The organism is Larkinella punicea (assembly GCF_003334855.1).
Taxonomy (GTDB): Bacteria; Bacteroidota; Bacteroidia; order Cytophagales; family Spirosomataceae; genus Larkinella; species Larkinella punicea.
Window position 1 is genome coordinate 50,847 of the sequence record NZ_QOWE01000012.1, and the last position, 16,425, is coordinate 67,271.

The window sequence follows — 16,425 nt, forward strand, 5'->3', positions numbered from 1 at the left end:
CCTCTTCGGGACACTACATTGATCAAAGAAGAAATCGCCGTGATCAACCAGAGTCTGCGCTATCTGAACCCCGACGAGCCCAAACCTACCTGGGACTCTCCCTACCGGGGAGTCATGAGTCAGGGCCTGGAAGGTGAGCCGGTTTGGGTAGGTTTTATGTCGGGGGTTTTCATGCCGCTACCCGCTCATTTTAATGAACGGGTTGAACGAATGGAAGCGGACTGGGACAAGCGGTTCAAAGGGGTTGATACGGCCTATCGGGCGGTTTTCCGCAACTTGCTGGATTTCTGGAATCCTGATTTCCCGCCCCATCTGGATTCCATACCCGTCGATCAATTACCGCAAGGGGGACCTGATGATGTCATGTGGCAGCATTGGAAAGGCTTCCCGGCGTCAGACACTTACAGTATCTATGCCTTTGTAACCCCTTCCTGGCTAGAGTTACATGCGCTAGCAGATGAAAAAATCCTGGGTTTCCCCTACCGGAAGTTAGGCACACTAAGCATCTCTCATGTAGCTTTTTCACAGGATAAACAATTGGCCTGCTTCCTCTACGACATGTGGGGGTATTCCGTGCATCGCTACGGCGTTGTGTTTGCCCGGAAAGTTAATGGAAAGTGGAGAGCAGATGGTGATTATTACCTCTCGATCAGCTAATGTAATTTCGATCAACTACCCTGTCAGGGTCTTCGACCGCTGACAGGGTAATTCTCTAGTATTTCACCACTTTCTTCCGCACCACCTGCGACCCGATCCGGACCTCGACCAGATACAGTCCGCCCGGCATCGTTCGGAGGTCGAGCGTCTGTTCAAAACCGTCGTCGGTTTTCTGGTACTGCTGTTTCAGCACCTCCACCCCGGCTACGTTCCGGACCGAAAGCGTCAGAATGCCCCGGGACGTGTTCCGGAAAGAAACCTCCGTCAAACCGTCGCTGGGGTTGGGAGAAACCGTCAGGGCCTCATCCGGCAGGGCAGTTGGTACGCCGGTGATCGTGCCGGGCTGCACGTAAATCCGGGCCGTTGCCGTCGCATTACACAGATCCAGACCGGAACCCGTGACGGTATACGAGGTCGTTTGCGTGGGCCGGGCAATGACCTGACCGCCCAACGTACTGCTCAGATTCTGACCCGCCCAACTGAAAATACTGGCTCCACGGGCATTGAGCGTGACCGGTTCGCCCGGTAGAACAAACTGTTTGGATGCCGTTAGCTGAACGGACGGTTTCATGCCGACCCGGGCCGTGATTTCGTGGGCAACGTTAAGCCCCTGACGAACCCGGTACCGCTCCCACTCGCCGTTGGCATTCTGCTCCCAGGAAGTTCCCAACAGCGATTCGCCATCGCGGGTCGTCGTCAGCGCCACCGTATCACCCGCCACGTAGGTAAGCTCGATGCCAATGTGGAACGGCAAACCGCTCAGCGGAACGTTCCGGTCGAAGACTATGCTGGTGGCGCGGTTGTTAGCAACATCCTCCAGGATGGTTCGGAGCGGCACCTCTTTTGTTTCCAGTACCGCACCGGGCCCGTTCTGAAAACCACGGGCATTCCAGACGGTTACAGTCACGATGGATTCGGTCGTGGCACCTCTGGCGGCTTTCGCAACCCCAAACCGGAGCGAGGCCCCGTGCATATTATTGTAGCTCAGCGAATTATCAAAAAACTCAGATACGGCTCTGGTTCTTCGGCTGTTCTGACCGGCGACATACCCGGTTCCGCCCGGCTGACGCAATACGGTTCGGGTGCCACTGAAATTGGTCTGATCGGCACACAGCCCGACGTTCAATACTTCGATGTACAGTTCCCTGACAAACGGAGCCGACGAACCGGCGGCATTGGAAGCCACCAGGGTCACCCGGAATTTGCCCGGTTCATTATAGGTCACCACCGGATTTTGTTCCGTCGAAGTCGAGGGTGTACCGCCTTCAAACGTCCATGCCCAGCTTGTCGGGAAGTTGGTCGACAGATCGGTAAAACGCACCTGGCCACCCAGCAAAACCCGGAGGTTTTCGGCCCGGAAATTCGCCGATGGACGCGCCACGACGGAGGTACCGCAGACGTTGGCATTCACGAGATTGGCCCGACGAACCGCCACCTGCATCACTGCCCTCATGCGGGTTTTCTGGCCGCGTGTGAAGATGTTGAAACAGGCGTCGTCGGAATAGTCCATGTAATTTTCGACCATGTTGGTGCCTCCGCAACTCACACGCCCTTTCTGGCAACCCCGGCTTTCGGATGCCTGCGTCGGCGTGTCGTCCACAAAGTCATTGCCACAATTGGCATCCCCCCAGATGTGAATCAAGCCCAGCCAGTGGCCCACTTCGTGCGTCAGCGTCCGGCCCAGGTTGTAGGGAGCCTGCATCACCGGGAAGTTGCCTTTCTCGGCATTGCCAAACGACTGATACCGGATCACCACGCCGTCGGTGCTGCCAGCCCCCGAATTGGGCGACAAACCCGGCAGGGTCGACTGGCTCGGAAACTGCGCATATCCCAGCAGACGGTCGTCGGAGGCCGCAAAATCAACGACCCAGATGTTAAAGTATTTTTCGGGGTCCCAGAACGTGTTCGGTTTCAAAACGCCGTCGATATCCGCCTTGCTCCAGGTCGATTTACCAAAATTAGACGCCCCGTTTACCCGGTCGATCCCCCGTTCCGTAATCGTTCCCCCCGTGGGGTTGATGGCGGCCAGGCAAAATTCGATCTCAATATCGGCCCCATTGGCGTTGTCGTTAAACCCCCGGGTACCCGGTTTCCGGCGAAAGTCTTCGTTGAGCGTCTCTAACTGGGCTTTTACCTGCGCTTCGCTGATGTTGCGGCCCGTTCCGACGGCTTCACCTGCGTGAACAACGTGAACAACCACCGGAATGGTGAGCACCACATCGGCCAGCCGACCCGTCCGTTCCAGTTTCTTGATCTGTTCAATGCGTTCCTGGAGCGTCTTTTCAAAAGCCGCCCGGCTACCCATTTCGGGGTATTTAGCCCGTAAAGCGCTGTCCATCTGCATGGTAGCACATTGCTCCCGCGCCGGTTGGCTGGCCAGTTGCTGCCAGGCCGGGATTTGCTGGGCCGATCCGGAGTAGAACCCGCAAACAAGTAGGGCAACCGAAAAAAGTATACGTTTAAGCATAAAAGCAATCCAGTTAGGTCGGTGGTCGATCCAGCGGCTTAGGCCGAAATTCACTACCGCATTTATTCCTTTATTTTGTGGTCGAATTGAACGTAAACCGGTAACTGGCGTCTATCGGTTCGACGTAGATTTTGTCGTAATAGATTTCCACCGTCATGGACGTTTCCGTTAGATTCTTGATGGTAAAGGGCAAAATGCTGCCACTGAAAACCGGAATCACAAATTCCAGAGTAGCGTTGGAATTAATCATCGTCCAGCTATCTTCAAAAAGCGTATCGGCTTCGGTCGTGCTGCATTTGGTAGTTCCGTTGAGGTATTCGAGTTTGTGGGACTCGTCGGCATAAAATACGTACCGGTCGTCACTCCGGCAGGGATCAAGCGCGTTTTGAATCGGTATCACCCCGGATTTTTCGCCCTGATCCACTACCTCGAAGGACACCAGCCGCCAGATTTTCTTTTCAGTTCCGGTCAGCAACTGGCTGTAGGTAATGGGTTTCGGTTCCAGTTTTTCGGAACACCCGGCGAACAGCCCCACCAAGCCTGCTGATAAAACCAGAAATCGGATATAGGTTTTCATGCTTTTCATTATTGTGGCGTATACGTGAGCGGAAACGTGATGGTCCCTACCGAATCCTGGCCGGAGGGGGTATTGAAAGTGGCTCTCCAGCGCAGACTCAGGGTGATCTGACGGTTTTGCGGATTCCACGAACCCGTACCCGACAGCGTATCTCCGCCCAGATCCGCATTGGACTGAACGGGAATCGTCAGGGAATTATCCCCGTTATCCACAAAGGTGAAAGTGGGTTTGATGGCGTTGAATCCAAAAAAATCAGCCATCCCGATGTTCCAGTTTCCGATGGTGTAGGTTTTGCAATCGAGACTGGAAATGGCAATATCGGGTAAGGTAGCGGTATTGGTCGACAGTTGCAGAATGTTCACATACGCACCATTTTGCCGGGCACCCGAATAGGTCCCGCTGAACAGACAATCATCCTCGATGGTGAACGTAATGCTTTTTCCCAACAGCCCTTCTTTGCCAAAACCCACCCGCAGCGACGAGGGCTGCACGTCGGTCAGCGTAAACACCACCGTCTGGGATTCCAGAATGTTGTTGGCGTTGTTGATCAGCTTCAGATTGATGGTACCCGAACTCTGCTTGGCCGGAATCGTCACTGTGCCTCTGGTGCCTTCAATGGCGTAATCCTTGCCCTCGCGGGCGGTTCCGCTGATGACGTAATTGATTTTAATGGCCTCGTCCAACTGCGGTCCGGCATTGTGTACTTTAATTCCAATCGTCTTGTTGTAACTTTCCTTGTAGGTCAGTGACGAGTCGGTAAACCGCACAAAATACGGCCCTTCAAACGTTCGGTCGATGTCCTGTTCTTCACAGGCCACCACCAGCCAGCCCGTTGCCAGAGCGATAATACAAGTCAATAGGTATTTATAGTGTCTCATTTTTCGTCAGGATTCAAACCGCACTGGCAGCTCGATTAACTTTTAATATTGATAATTCTTAGGACTTTCACCTGTTGCCCCTAAATCCCCTAAAGGGGACTTGGACACGGCTTAATCCGGATGCATAAAGTCCCCTTTAGGGGATTTAGGGGCAATATGCGAAAAACCTACTCCTCCCTTGAACTCAGTACCCCGGATTCTGCGCGTCCTTCAACGCCGGATTGCGCTGAATTTCACCATTCGGAATCGGCCAGCGGTCGTAAGTCGCTTTCCAGTTGGGCGAAAAAGCCGTCATGACAGCCTGCAGGCGACCCGTCCGGATGAGGTCGAACCAGCGGTGGCCTTCAAAAGCCAGTTCATACACCCGCTCCCGCTCAATCGCCGAAATCGCTTCGGCCTGATTGGCGGCCGAGACATTCGGTGCCTTCGCCCGCGCCCGCAACACATTCAGATCGGCAATGGCACCGGCGGTTCCGGTCAGTTTGTTTTGCTGCGCCCGGGCTTCGGCTCGTATGAGGTACATTTCGGCCAGCCGGATCAGCACGATGTTGTTGTTATCGTTGTCGGCAGTGCCATATTTCTGCATCGTCCAGCCGTTGTCGTCGCCCTGCAAATTTTGAGAATTAAACGCCACCGTGGCCCGGCGCGTCCCCGATTCGGTCGACAGCAGGGAAACCACCACCTGATCCGACGGGATGACTTCCCGACGTCCCACAAAAAGGTTGGTCAACCCAAAGTTACTGGTTCCGGGGTCGTCGGACAGCCCGTAGCCGACCTCCAGAATAGACTCTCTCGTAAAATCTTTGCTAACAATGTCTTCAAAATTGGTTTCCAGCGAATACACTTTGGCATCGATCACCCGGGTGGCATACACCTCTGCCTGAGCCCAGTTTTTCTGGTAGAGGTAATACCGGGCGAGCATGGCCTGAGCAGTGATTTTGTTGGCGTAGGTGCCGTTTACAACCTGAGCCGTCGAACCGGCTTCGATGGTGGCCAGATCGGTTTCGGCCGCTCTGAAATCCTCCAGCACCGACGCCAGAATATCGGCTTTGGGCGTCTTCGGAATGTTCCGGTTGGTTCCCTGATCGGTGGTCGTCACTTTGGGAATATCACCAAACGTGTTGGCCCCGATGAAGTTGGCATAGCCGCGTAAAAACCGCATTTCGGCCAGCACCTGCTTTTTGGTAGCGGCAGAAACACCACTGATAGGCGGCAGCTTTTCGAGCACAAAGTTGGCGACGTAAATCGTCCGGTACAGGTTGCTCCACAGGGAAGCCGGTGCGCCGTTCGAGGAGGTAATCTGCTTGGTGCCCAGTTCGCGGTAATCATTGAAGGTTCCGTTGTGCCGGATGTAATCGGCCGTAAAATCCCCTGCCATCATGTTCGTGGCCGCCATGCCCCGAAGCGCACTGTAGGCACCAATCCGGGCCGGTTCCACATCGTTGGGTTCGTTCAGAACCAGGTTATCGACCAGCAAATCGACCGGTTTAGGCTCCAGCACGGTCGTACAGGAAGCCAGCCAAACCGTGGCCAGAATGGCCGTATAGCGAATGAATCGGATCATAGGTTTAAGGTGATTCCCACCATCATGGTTTTGTATTGAGGAATGGTGAAAAAGTCGATGCCCTGCGCGGTGGTCGAACCGTCCAGCGTGCTGACTTCCGGATCGGGACCCGAATACCGGGTGAGCGTCCAGAGGTTGGTGGCCGAGGCAAAAATCCGGGCGTTCGATACAATCCGGAAGCGCTCGACGTACTTTTTGGGCAGGTTATAGCCCAGCGAAACGTTTTTCAGCCGCAGATACGAGCCATCTTCCAGAAACCGGCTGCTGTGGTAGTTGTTGTACGTATTCTGGTACACATACCGCGGTACGCTGGTAATGTCACCCGGTTTCTGCCAGCGTTCCAGGGCTTTCCGCGATTGATTACTCTGCAAATCCGCCCCGGTGTTGATGGTGGATGTGCTGGTAAAATTCAGCATCTTGTTGCCATACGATCCCTGAAAAAAGACGTTTAGATCGAAGCCCTTGAACGAAAACCGGTTGGTCAAACCGCCAAACAGTTTGGGTTGGGCATTGCCAATCACCTGACCGTCTTCGGTGTTGATCCGGCCATCGCCGTTGATGTCGTCGTAAATCGCATCGCCCGTCGCCGGATCTACCCCCAGGAACTTCAAGCCCCAGAACGTACCCAGTGGTTCCCCCTGCACAACCGCGTTCGTGCTGCCGACCCCGTTGGCACTATACCCCCGAAACAGCGGACCCTCGTTGGCCAGTTCGACCACCTTGTTTACGTTCCGCGACAGGTTCAGGTCCGTATTCCACTTAAAACCGCCCCGGTCGAAGTTGACCGTCGACACCATCAACTCAATTCCCCGGTTCGAGATTTTCCCGATGTTGCCCTGCAAGGTTCCAAAACCGGTCGTCGACGGAATGGGCTGGGCAAACAGCAGTCGATCGGTGAGGTTGTCGTAGACATCGAAACTGAGACTGAGCCGCCCGTTGTAGAGCGAAGCGTCCAGCCCCAGGTTGGCTTCCCGCGTCCGCTCCCATTGCAAGGTTGGGTTGGCCAGGGCCTCCGGTCCTAAGCCCGTTGCGCCACTGTAGGTCACCGATGCCCAGGTTCCCAGAAACTGGTAGTCCCCAATCCGCTCATTCCCCGTAAAACCGTAGCTGGCGCGGAATTTCAGGTCGTTCAGAAACCGGAACGATTCCATGAACTTCTCCTGCGAAATCCGCCAACCCACGGAGGCCGACGGAAACAACCCAAATTGACGATCCTGACCAAAGCGGGATGAGCCGTCGTAACGGGCCGTCAGCGTCGCCAGATACCGGTCATCATAATCGTAGCGAACTTCGCCGAAGGTGGATATCAACCCGCTTTTCAGCAGATTGGAAAATCCGTTGTCGACAATACCAGCCGAGGTGATGTACGTAAAGTCATCGCTTGGAAATAACCGGCCCGTTGTGCTACCCGACCGTTCCTGCCGTTGCAGAATTTCAAACCCCGCCAGAAAGTTAAACCGGTTCTTTTCGTTCAGCAAAACGTTGTAGGTCAGGGTGTTGGTATTGATAAAGGTGGTATAGGTTCCCGAAGTAAAGACCCCGTAGCCGCGCCCGCCCACGCTTTCCAGATACCCGCCAATGGCGGTTTGCGACGACTCGAACTGGTCTTCCGTCACCTGGTTGTAGTCGATGCTCACCTTGGACCGAAACCGGAGATTCTGGAGCAGTTCGTATTCCGCCCAAAGACCGCCCAGCATTTTTACGGTATAGGTGTCGAACCGGGGCAACAAGGCCTGGGCTACCGGATTGAAGTTTGGAAAACCGGCGTAATTCGGATCGTTGGGGCCATACAGTTTCCCCTGCTCATTGTAAGGCGAATGAAAGGGCAGTGATTTGAGGGCCCCGGAATAGACTCCATCCAGGAAGTTATCGCCCTTGACCCGCTTGTTCAGCGTTCGCGACAACGAAATATCCGTGCCGAACGACAGTGCCGAATTGGCTTTGTGATCGAAACTGAACTTGCCCGACATCCGGGTCAGGCGGTTGTTCAACTGAATGCCTTCCTCATCCCGGTAATTCCCACTGATATAGAAGTGGGTTTTGTCGGTGCCGCCCGATGCCGAAAGCTGGTATTGCTGGTAGAGGCCTCTTCGCAAAACCGCATCGACCCAGTCGGTATTGATGCCGTCGGTGACGCCCTTGATCAACCCCAGTTTGTCGGGGTCCTGCCCGGCATTGATCACCGCTTCCCGTTGCAGATCAAGTAACTCGCTGGAATTGAGCAGATCGGGACGACGGACAATTTCAGTCACCCCGCGCTGCACTTCGGCCGTGAAGGTCGTTTTCTGATTGGCCTTCCCTTTTTTGGTGGTTATCAGCACCACCCCGTTGGCGGCCCGCGACCCGTAAATGGCTTTGGCAGAGGCATCTTTCAACACCTGGAGCGACTCGATGTCGTTGGGGTTGAGGAGCGAAAACGCATTGTCGGTTTGGCCCCCGAAGTCGCGCGACGACAGCAAACCGTCTTCGACCGGCACGCCATCGACGATGAACAGCGGGCGGTTGCTGGCCGTGATGGAGGTGCTGCCCCGAACGCGGACGGTGATGCCCCCGCCCGGTGTTCCCGACGACTGGGTGACCAAAACGCCGGCCGCCTGGCCTTGTAGTGCCTGATCGAAACTGGTGACGGGAATCTCCTTGAATTTGTCGGCGGTCACGGAAACCATCGAGCCAGTGATGTCTTTCTTCTGCACCGAATTATACCCGGTAACCACCACCTGCGCCAGCTCGTTGACGGCTTCGGCCATCTGGAGATTGATGACCGAACGTTTATTGACCGGAATGTCCTGAGAAATCAGGGCGATGGACGAAAACGTCAGGATGTTTTTGTCATCGGGGACGTTGATGCTATAATTCCCATCGGCGTCGGTGCTGACCCCAATGGTGGTTCCTTTCACAACAACGTTCACGCCGGGCAGCGTCGATCCGTCCTGTGTTGCGGTTACACGCCCCGTTACCCGGCGAGTCTGACCAAAGGCCAGGTTTCCCGACAGAATAATGAATAAGAACCAACAACTTAAAAAAGTATAACGTTTTCTCATCTACAAGTACTGGGTGTTAAAACGGATCTCATGGGCCAAAATCGGTTACTTCTTTTCCCCTTTGAAAGGTCAATATACTGATTTTTCAAACTATTAAACGCTGAATTACGGCTAATCAATGTATACCAAATAAAAAAATATGTAACATCTACCATGACGCTTTTTTTTAGTGCAGCGTTGTGCTTCTGCCAAATAAAAATGCCGTACCTGGTGGGTACGGCATTTTTAAATCATGCGTTGCAAAAATGACAAATATCAAATGATGAATATTAAATGTAAAAGTGAGTATACTCTATGAATATTTTACATTTAGCATTCATCATTTGATATTTGTCATTTTTACAATTCCTTAATACCCCGGATTCTGAACCAGCAGGCTATTGGCGTCGATTTCGCGTTTCGGAATGGGCATCACCAGCTTCGGATCGTTCCAGTTGAGGTCGCCGGTTTTGCCTTTCGTGCGCTTGATGTCGTGAATGCGCAGGCCTTCGAAAGCCAGTTCCAGTTGGCGTTCTTTCAGAACCTGAGCCAGTGTAGGCGCGGCAATCGGAGCGACTCCTGCCCGTTCGCGAACGGCGTTCAGATCCTCGGCGGGTGTGGCCCCCGTGGTGGTCGAAAGCCGCAGGTTACACTCGGCGCGGGTCAGCAGCATTTCCGACAGACGAATCACGGGAATGTTGGCGTAAAAATCCGCCCATTTTCCGGTGTAATATCGGGTTCCGGCTCCTTTCACACCAATGTAATACAAATCCGTCCGACGCGCATCCGTCGAATCATACGACTCGACAAAGCTGTTCAGCACCTGCACATCGCCCCGGCCAACGGCAGCCCCCCCCGCCGGAATACTGGCGTACAGGGTTGTTAACCCATCATTGGTCGTGCCGGGGTTGTTCTGCGTGTTTTCCTGAATCTCGAAAATGCTTTCGGCGGTATTGCGGTTCCGGAAAACCGTCGTCACGTTGGCGTTGAGTTGGTAATTCCCCGACTCGATCACCTCATTAGCCGCAGCCAGGGCTTTCGCATAGTCGGACTGTTGCAGATACACCCGCGACAGAAACGCCAGGGCTGCAAATTTGGACGCCCGCAACCCATTGTCTTCCGGCATCAGCGTCGTTGCCTTCGTCAGGTCGTCGAGCACCTGTGTATACACCTGCGCTACGGTATTGCGCGCCCGGGTTTCGGCGGCCTGTTCCTGCCCCGTTGTGGCCCGCAGCACCAGCGGAACCCCCAGTTGATCATTGGCCGCCGTCGCTCCCCAGGGCAGGGCAAACAGGCGAACCAGCTCAAAATACATGATGCCCCGCAGGAACCGCGCTTCGCCTTCAAAGGCGGTTTTCTGGTCGGCATCCGTCACTTTGTCCAGCGACTCCAAAATATTGTTGGCCACGTTGATGACCTGATAAGCCGTAATCCAGGTGCGTTGCGCTTCGACGTTGGTGGCCAGCATTTGCCGGTTGGTCACTTCCCGGTAGCTCGCAAACGTTCCGCGCCAGGACACCGAATTATCGGACGCCAGCAGTTCAGGAACCAGGTTCAGGTTGGTTCCGTACAACTCGCCATCGGCCAGCCCACCCCCGGTTCCGGTCAGAACGCCATAGGTTCCAATCAAGGCACTTTCAATGTCCTGCGCCGTCGATAAAGCCGTAGCCGCATCGACCGACTGGCGGGGCTCAAGGTCCAGTTTGTTGTCACAGGCGGTTATGCCCATTACCATCGCCAGACTTACGGATATGATTATTTTTTTCATGTTCAGTTTCGATTAAAAGCCAAGATTCACACCAAACGTAAAGGTTTTCGCCTGCGGAGGAGTATAAAAGTCATGCCCTAACGCAATGTTGGCCGTCTGGTTGGTCGAGTTGATATACTGCGTGTTCACTTCCGGATCGTAGCCGGTATACTTCGTAAATGTGAACAGGTTCAGCGCCGAAACGTAAACCCGGGCGGTTTGGATGAAGGCTTTCTTCAGGAATGCACTCGGCAGGTTGTAGCCCAGCGAAGCGGTTTTCACCCGCAAAAACGAGCCATCCTGCATCCAGCGGGATGAAATACTGGTTCCGTTGGCGGCTCCAAATTCGGCGCGTGGGACGTCTGTCACATCACCCGGTTTCTGCCAGCGATTCATCTGATCCTTGGTCTGGTTGTCGAAATAATCACCGTTCACCGACTGGTAAATCCCCGCAACGTTGAAGAGGTCGTTGCCAGACACAAACTGGAGCAGCACGCTCAGATCGAAACCTTTGTAAGAGAAGTTGTTGTTCAGACCGCCCGTAAAATCCGGGTTCGGATCGCCTACAAACAGTTCCGGGGCCGAAGCGTAGTTGTTCGTGGGTTGCCCATCAGCCCCCTGATACAAGGCATCGCCGTTGGCCGGATCGACGCCCAGGTATTTTTTGCCGTAGAAAACACCCAACGGCTGGCCCACCGTCACGTAGCTCAGGAAGCGGGAATTGGCCCGGATGGGCGACACATCCAGCCGCGTCACCTTGTTGCGGTTGAACGAGATGTTGAAGTTGGTCGACCAGCGGAAAGCACCAACCAGGTTTTGCGAGGTGATGCTGAATTCAAGACCCCGGTTGCGCATGCTGCCGATGTTGCGGGCAATTGTTGAAAAACCGTTGATGGCCGGTTGTGGCACGTTCAACAGCAAATCGTCGGTGATTTTGTTGTAGAAATCAATCTGGCCGTTGATGCGGTTATTGCGAAAACCAAACTCCAGACCCAGGTCAAACTGCGTCGATTTTTCCCAACGCAATGCGGCATTGGCCACCTGCGACGGGCGAATACCGACCTGGTCGGCGTAATTGATGGTTCCGTACAACCCGCGTGAGTCGAAGTTGCCGATTTCCGAATTCCCGGTCAAGCCGTAACTGGCGCGCAGTTTGAGCAGGCTCAGAATCGGCAGGGCGTTTTTGATAAACGGCTCATCGTTCAGAATCCAGCCCACCGAAGCCGAGGGAAAAAAACCGTAGCGATTGTCGGCGCCAAAGCGCGACGAACCGTCGATCCGGCCCGTAAAGCCCACCAGATAGCGGTCTTTAAATTTGTAGTTGGCGCGGGCCAGGTACGAAAGAATGCTGAAACCGGTTTCGGTCGAGCGGGCATCCGTTTTCTGGCTGGCACTGGCGAGTTCCTGAAACTTGTCGTTCGGAAAATTCCGGCCTTCCGCCCGAACATCCTGCACATTCTGCTCCTGATACGTCATCCCGGCCAAAATGTCGATTGTGTGGTCGGTACCGATGTTTTTCAGATAACTGAGCGTATTGTTCGTGGTCCAGTTGTTGACCCGCGTCATGGCCTGGTAGCCGTAGCCGGTCGGGGCTCCGTCTTCTGTCACCCGGCCCTGGTAGATTTCTTCCTGCAAATTCAAGATATCAAAACCGTACTCGCTCCGGAAAGTCAAACCCGGCAGAAGCTGGTACTGGCCGAAAATATTCCCGAACGTGCGAAAAGTGCGGGCGTAGTTGGAAGCATTGTCAAGCTCCACCAGGTTGTTATAATACAGCGTCGAACGGTTATAGCCCGTCGGATCGCTGGGGTTGTAAATCGCCTGCAGGGGTGGCAGGGCGTTCAACTGAATCGGGTTGGAGAAGGCGTTATCGCCCGACACCTTCTTATTGATAATGGTCGAGAAAGCAATGCTGGCACCCACGCTCAGTTTCTTGCTCACCGTGTGGTCAAGGTTCAACCGCATGTTGTTCCGGCGAAAATTGTTACCGACGATGAAACCGACCTGCTTGTTGGTGGCTCCGCTCAGGCTAAACCGGGTTTTATCGTTCCCGCCGTTGATCCCGAAGTTGGCCTGGTTGACCGCTCCCTGCCGGAAAGCCGCTCCCGCCCAGTCGCTGTCGATGCCGGAGTTTTGATCAATACCGTAGCCCGGAAAACCGTCGCTCGGATCGTTGGGATCGATGCCCGCGTTGGTCAACGATTCCGTAAACAGTTCCTTGTATTCGGCCGCGTTCAAAAATTCCCGCTTGCGGGTTGCGTTCGTAATCCCGGTGTAATAGCCAATCTGGATGTTGGTCCGGCCGGCTTTCCCGCGTTTGGTCGTAATCAGCACCACCCCGTTGCTGGCGCGCGATCCATAAATCGCCGAGGCCGAGGCATCTTTCAGAATTTCAATGGATTCGATGTCGTTCGGGTCGATGTCGGCCAACGGGCTGAACAGTTCCGTGTCGGTTGTGTTGACATCCTGCGAGGTAATGGGAATCCCATCCAGCACATACAGCGGTTCGTTCCCGGCGGAGATCGAAGCCGCGCCCCGAACCCGGATTTGCAGTGCCGAACCGAGTTTGCCACTCCCCTGCGTGATCTGAACCCCGGGCGTCCGTCCTTGCAAGGCCGTTTCGAAGGTTTGCACCGGAAGCTTGGCAATATCATCGCCCTTCACGGTCAGTTGCGACCCAATCAGGTCACGGCGCTGTTGCGTTCCGTAGCCCACCACGACCACTTCACTCAGGGCGCGGGTGTCGTTCACCAGCTTCACATCGATGGTGCTGCGGTTGCCAATTTCCACTTCCTGCGTGGTCGTTCCGATGAAACTGAAAACCAGCGAACCACCCGATGTCGGTACGCTGAGGGCATAATTGCCACTGGCATCGGTCTGGGTTCCACGCTGGGTTCCCTTCAACTGAATGGAAACACCCGGCAAGGCCGATCCGTCCTCGGAGGAGGTGACTCTTCCAGTCACCTGCCGATCCTGCGCCATCGCCGAGGCCCACACCAGGGTGATTAGCAGACAGCTAAGCAGTAATGATCTTCTCATACAAATAGGTTTGGTTTGTTGAAAAAAATAAAAATTAAAAAAAACAATCCCCCGGAAAAGGGGAGTTTACTTAAACGCAATTTAATGCAATTTGCGGGATATGAAGGGCCTTATCATCAAAAAAAATGTATGCCTGCATACTATTTACCAGGTACTCTAGAGTCCGGCAATCAATTCCCAATCACCAAAAATACAATAATTACTTAATAATCAAACAATTACCTATTAATTTTGATTTATTCTGAATACCTTCCTACGGCACCGTCACGATCCGGTATTCGCTCCGGTCAACTTTCTCATTGGGTGACTCCCGGCATCGATTCCTGGTTGGGATTACACTCATAATCCTATTAGAAAGATTAAATATTTTATTTAATCTTTACCAAAAACCGACTAAAATGGAAAGAATATCTTCCGATGTAACCGAATTAACAGTCAGAGAAACACCTAGTCTATGATTGTTGTCATTCAGTAGCAAAGGAAAGTTGAAATGCCCCGAATGCCGTTGCGTCAGGCCGATTTGGAGTAAAACGCTTTCAGGTTGTCGCGGTAATTGCGCGTCCACTTCAGTTGCTGACCGGTTTTCAGCTTAACGATGTACTCCCCGTTGAAATAGGTTTCAACCTCGGCGATGTAATTGAGGTTGACGATGTAGGAGCGGTTGATTCGCACAAAATCAGTTGGATCGAGCCGGGTTTCCAGGCTCGTCAAACTGTCGTAAATCGTGTGCCGCTCCTGGGCCGTGTGCAGGGTGATGTAATTGCCGTCGGCGTCCAGGTAGCTGATGTCGTCGGCCTTGACCAGATACATCCGGCCGGTTTCCTTCACCAGAATCCGGCGCAGATAGGCCCCGCTGGGTTGCGCGGCCTGTTCGCTCATCAACTGATTCACCAGGGCCTCAATCCGGGGCTGGGTCCGTTGCGAAAGCCGCTCCTGCACCCGCCCCAGCGCTTGGTGAAAGCGCACTTCATTGAACGGTTTCAGCAGATAATCAATGGCGTTGACCTCAAAGGCCCGCAGGGCATACTGATCGTAGGCTGTGGTAAACACCACAAACGGCTGGTGGTGGGGCCAGATTTCTTTCAGCACCTCAAAACCGTCGAGTTCGGGCATTTGAATGTCCAGAAAAATCAGATCGGGACGGTGTTGAAGAATTTTGATGACGGCTTCGGTGCCGTTGCCCGCTTCGCCCACTACGGTGACCGACGGATCGGCCTGCAAAAAGGTGCGAATAACACTCCGGGCCAGCATTTCATCGTCAATAATGAGCGAGCGATAGGTTTTCATGCGTAGAGTTGTTGAGCAAACTGGGTTCGCAGGGAAATAAAAGCGTCACGATGGTGCTGCCACCCTGCGGTTGTTCGATGGTAAAATGAGCCGCATCGCCGTAGGCCTGACGGAGTCGCAAACGGGTGTTATTCAGACCAAGACCGCCCCCCTCCCGTCTCTTCCGGCGATGGCCCAGCCCGTTGTCAAAAATCGAAATCTGGATTTCGCCGGGATGCCGACGGGTACTGATGCGAATCAGGGCGTCGGTGGTCAGCCCCGAAATACCGTGCGTCACGGCGTTTTCGACCAGCGGCTGCAGCAGCAACTGCGGAACCGGACAGTTTTCGGTGGCCGGGTCAATGTCGTACTCGATCCGGAGCCGATCCTGAAACCGGATTTGCTGAATCGCCAGATACTGCTGGGTTAGTGTCAGTTCCTGCCGCAACGTCAGAAAATTCGAATCCTGGTGTGCCAGCACGCCCCGCAGCAGGTCGCTCAGCGTGGTGACCATGTCGATGGCTTTCCGCGTGTCGTTTTGCAGCATCAGACTCACAATGGCATGGTGCGTATTAAACAGGAAGTGCGGATTTAACTGCATCTTCAGCGCCTGAAGCTGCGCACCGGCCAGTTGTGTCTTCAATTGCTCATTGTTCAATTCATACGTTAGATTCTGTTCTTTCAGTGCCTGGTAGCGATGGGTGTAGGAAATAATACTGTACCCGACCACAACCAGCAGGTAGTTGGTAACACGCAGTGAATACGACCAGAAAAACCAGAAGGGTATGTTTTCGGGGCCAATCGGCTTCCCGATTTCGTAGGAATACAAGGGCGAAACGAGCAGATATGCGACACTGGAAACCAGCAGCGAAAAACCCGAGGCAATGAGCACGTGAATGGACAACGACTTGATCCACGCGCCTTTGCGTTCCAGCAGCCGGATCGGGAAACGCTGTGCGGCTTTCAGAATCAGGGGCGTAAACCCGAGCCACATCAGATACGTAATGAACCATTCAACCGATTCGGCGATGTACATTTTCGATTTACTGCCCAACAACCAAACCAGCGTACTCTGAACGTACGAGAATATGGCCAGAACACCCCAGAAAACCAGCGAATAACGCCAGAACTGGCGGCTGGTAATCGGGATGCTGGCCTGCTGCAAAAGTTTATTGATGAAGTTTTTCATAGGGATTCTTACAGGTATGGG

General features: G+C 54.0%; 10 protein-coding genes. 1 reads left to right on the forward strand and 9 read right to left on the reverse strand.

Annotated features, from left to right (window positions below; all coding sequences use genetic code 11):
- Window positions 1-18 precede the first annotated feature (18 nt).
- The gene (locus DUE52_RS15620) at window positions 19-657 is read left to right on the forward strand and encodes a hypothetical protein (RefSeq protein ID WP_133299852.1); all 639 of its coding nucleotides are present in this window, start codon (window positions 19-21) and stop codon (window positions 655-657) included.
- Between the two features lie 55 nt (window positions 658-712).
- Here DUE52_RS15620 and DUE52_RS15625 read toward each other — a convergent pair whose 3' ends face one another.
- The 9 genes from DUE52_RS15625 to DUE52_RS15665 form a co-directional block, all read right to left on the reverse strand.
- Complete coding sequence (locus tag DUE52_RS15625; RefSeq protein ID WP_114407092.1) at window positions 713-3,124, reverse strand: M43 family zinc metalloprotease; 2,412 nt, start codon at window positions 3,122-3,124, stop codon at window positions 713-715.
- A 70-nt stretch (window positions 3,125-3,194) separates the two neighbouring features.
- Window positions 3,195-3,701, reverse strand: a complete 507-nt coding sequence (locus tag DUE52_RS15630) for a hypothetical protein (RefSeq protein ID WP_114407093.1) — start codon at window positions 3,699-3,701, stop codon at window positions 3,195-3,197.
- A gap of 8 nt (window positions 3,702-3,709) precedes the next feature.
- Complete coding sequence (locus DUE52_RS15635; RefSeq protein WP_114406968.1) at window positions 3,710-4,579, reverse strand: DUF4843 domain-containing protein; 870 nt, start codon at window positions 4,577-4,579, stop codon at window positions 3,710-3,712.
- A 184-nt stretch (window positions 4,580-4,763) separates the two neighbouring features.
- Window positions 4,764-6,143 (reverse strand): RagB/SusD family nutrient uptake outer membrane protein, encoded by a 1,380-nt coding sequence (locus DUE52_RS15640; RefSeq protein WP_114406969.1) that lies wholly within the window; start codon window positions 6,141-6,143, stop codon window positions 4,764-4,766.
- On the reverse strand, window positions 6,140-9,184 hold the full coding sequence (locus DUE52_RS15645; RefSeq protein WP_114406970.1) for a SusC/RagA family TonB-linked outer membrane protein: 3,045 nt from the start codon (window positions 9,182-9,184) through the stop codon (window positions 6,140-6,142). Before DUE52_RS15645 ends, DUE52_RS15640 begins: the two co-directional genes overlap by 4 nt.
- 349 nt (window positions 9,185-9,533) lie before the next feature.
- Window positions 9,534-10,931, reverse strand: a complete 1,398-nt coding sequence (locus DUE52_RS15650; protein WP_114406971.1) for a RagB/SusD family nutrient uptake outer membrane protein — start codon at window positions 10,929-10,931, stop codon at window positions 9,534-9,536.
- 12 nt (window positions 10,932-10,943) lie between these two features.
- Window positions 10,944-13,949, reverse strand: a complete 3,006-nt coding sequence (locus tag DUE52_RS15655; RefSeq protein WP_114406972.1) for a SusC/RagA family TonB-linked outer membrane protein — start codon at window positions 13,947-13,949, stop codon at window positions 10,944-10,946.
- Window positions 13,950-14,459: 510 nt separating this feature from the next.
- The gene (locus DUE52_RS15660; RefSeq protein ID WP_114406973.1) at window positions 14,460-15,236 is read right to left on the reverse strand and encodes a LytR/AlgR family response regulator transcription factor; all 777 of its coding nucleotides are present in this window, start codon (window positions 15,234-15,236) and stop codon (window positions 14,460-14,462) included.
- Window positions 15,208-16,404, reverse strand: coding sequence for a sensor histidine kinase (locus DUE52_RS15665; RefSeq protein WP_114406974.1), 1,197 nt, complete (start codon window positions 16,402-16,404; stop codon window positions 15,208-15,210). The genes DUE52_RS15660 and DUE52_RS15665 overlap by 29 nt, the downstream gene beginning before the upstream one ends.
- Window positions 16,405-16,425 lie beyond the last annotated feature (21 nt).

What these genes read in the sequence shown, in the direction of transcription:
- DUE52_RS15650 (WP_114406971.1), bottom strand. Translation starts at nt 10,931, where the DNA reads ATGAAAAAAATAATCATATCCGTAAGTCTGGCGATGGTAATGGGCATA.
- DUE52_RS15665 (WP_114406974.1), bottom strand. Translation starts at nt 16,404, where the DNA reads ATGAAAAACTTCATCAATAAACTTTTGCAGCAGGCCAGCATCCCGATT.
- DUE52_RS15655 (WP_114406972.1), bottom strand. Translation starts at nt 13,949, where the DNA reads ATGAGAAGATCATTACTGCTTAGCTGTCTGCTAATCACCCTGGTGTGG.
- DUE52_RS15660 (WP_114406973.1), bottom strand. Translation starts at nt 15,236, where the DNA reads ATGAAAACCTATCGCTCGCTCATTATTGACGATGAAATGCTGGCCCGG.
- DUE52_RS15625 (WP_114407092.1), bottom strand. Translation starts at nt 3,124, where the DNA reads ATGCTTAAACGTATACTTTTTTCGGTTGCCCTACTTGTTTGCGGGTTC.
- DUE52_RS15635 (WP_114406968.1), bottom strand. Translation starts at nt 4,579, where the DNA reads ATGAGACACTATAAATACCTATTGACTTGTATTATCGCTCTGGCAACG.
- DUE52_RS15630 (WP_114407093.1), bottom strand. Translation starts at nt 3,701, where the DNA reads ATGAAAACCTATATCCGATTTCTGGTTTTATCAGCAGGCTTGGTGGGG.
- DUE52_RS15645 (WP_114406970.1), bottom strand. Translation starts at nt 9,184, where the DNA reads ATGAGAAAACGTTATACTTTTTTAAGTTGTTGGTTCTTATTCATTATT.
- DUE52_RS15640 (WP_114406969.1), bottom strand. Translation starts at nt 6,143, where the DNA reads ATGATCCGATTCATTCGCTATACGGCCATTCTGGCCACGGTTTGGCTG.